The 1908-nt window shown below is 53.5% G+C and carries 1 protein-coding gene and 1 pseudogene; both read right to left on the reverse strand.

The features are described from left to right. Nucleotides 1-913 precede the first annotated feature (913 nt). Nucleotides 914-1673 (reverse strand): annotated as a pseudogene (locus BR71_RS24895) (IS3 family transposase); the annotation flags it as partial. Between the two features lie 51 nt (nucleotides 1674-1724). Further along, nucleotides 1725-1908, reverse strand: a 184-nt coding sequence (locus BR71_RS24685) for a hypothetical protein (RefSeq protein ID WP_208854915.1), incomplete at its 5' end; no start/stop codon positions are given.

Consider the following 1908-nt stretch of genomic DNA (forward strand, 5'->3'; position numbering starts at 1 on the left):
GAACGGCGGCTGGATACGCATTACGCCTTACTCAAGCTGGCTTTCTCATTGATCTGTCTGCGATTTATCGACAGGTTTTGTTAGCGGGTCTTAGTACATGGCTCGGTTTACTGGCGGCAGATGGGCGCGGGGAGGGGGGGATCTGTCGGCGACGCCGTGGATTGGCGTGGGCGGGTGTGGTAGGTGCGCGTTATGGCGTTTTTCATGGTTGCCCTGCACATGTCGTATAAGACAGGTCGAATATGTCGTTTTGATAATACGGGGGAATTATATCAATACGGCATGAAGTTTACACAGTAAAATTCACTCGACATATGTCGGCAAGAGGGATTTGTCTCATTTGTGCAAACGCACATTTTGAGACGGCTGAAAAAACATTAACCTTGCTCAATGCACGCTTTTAAAGGCTGTGGCAGCTCTGTGGCAAACGGTGCAGCGCAGCAAAATTGCTGCGGGCTGGAAAGGCGGGCGGGGCGGTCATGCCGCGGCGCGACAAAAGGGAGGTGGTGTGACGGGCGGGCAAGAACGGCGCATGGGCTGCTCAACCCCATCCAGTTGACGCCTGCGTTGAGTTGAATTTAATGCGCAAAGAAAAAGACCGAAATTTCGACGCCCTTTGCTGAGGGCGCCATGCATTTCGGTCTTGTGCGACAGTTGACCCGGGAGGATCAGAACGGTAACCGGAACTATATATCAGCAAATTGTTCATCATGCTGATGATTTATTTGGGGAAAATCGTCATGGGAAGACGGAGTAGTAAAGATCGCTTGTGTAAAGTACTTAGTCTTTCGGCTAGTAGTGGCCATCTAGTAGAGAGGTTCACTGCTGACGCTCGACGTAACCTAGGGGATGTTCCTCGGCCAAAGCTGACTTCTGTGTGACCAATGAAAAATGGCCGCTATCACCGGAATCAGGCTGCCCGCTCCAGCATTCGGACCACGTTGAGCCTCGAGATCCCATAATCTGCGACCACGGCGATGCATTCCTTGCTGAAAATCATCCACGATAGTGAGCATCCTTGATGCGTCGACCATTGGCCAGCGCATCTGAGACAAAGTCCATTGATCACACCGCATTGGGCCGATCTGGCTGTTCTAAGGACTCTTGATCCACGGCAACGCCATGGCGCCGCATCCGTCGCCTAACCATCAAGCCCGCTTCACGATACAGCCGGTAGACCCGCTTGTGGTTGACCCACACACCTTCGCGATGCAGAAGGATGTGCAAGCGGCGATAGCCAAACCGGCTCCGCTCCTGGGTTAACTCGATTAGTCGTGTCTTCAACTGCGTTGTCCATGCTTGATAGACATAGACACTGCGTGACAACCCCACCAGCCGACAGGCCCGTCGCTTCGAGATAGGGGTCATCTCGCGCATCCGCTGCACCGCCTCACGCTTCTGTTGCGGGGTTAACGCTTTACCCCAAGTGCGACTTTGAGTGCCTCGGCGTCCAAGATAGCCTCGGCCAGCAAGCGCTTCAACCGGGCATTCTCGGTTTCGAGCTCCTTCAGCCTCTTGGCATCTGAAGCCTCCATGCCGATGAACTTGGCCCGCCAGTTGTAGAACGAGGCATCGCTAAAGCCATGCTGCCGGCACAACTCCTTCACCAGCACGCCGGCTTCGGCCTGCTTCAGAAACTCGATAATTTGTTCTTCCGTGAACCGCTTCTTCAAGTTCGTTCTCCTAGTACAAGACGAACTTTACTAAGTTTCGGATGGCCCTGTTTAAGAAGAGCAGGTCAAGGCGCGCCGACGCAGGCAGTGCTTGAGTTCGGCAAGTCGGCGCAACGCAGTATCAGGAATTTTGTTAGCCGCTCTTAGACCCGCTAACAAAACCTGTCGATAAATCGCAGACAGATCAATGAGAAAGCCAGCTTGAGTAAGGCGTAATGCGTATCCAGCCGCCGTT

It is taken from the genome of Chromobacterium haemolyticum DSM 19808, assembly GCF_000711885.1.
Taxonomy (GTDB): Bacteria; Pseudomonadota; Gammaproteobacteria; order Burkholderiales; family Chromobacteriaceae; genus Chromobacterium; species Chromobacterium haemolyticum.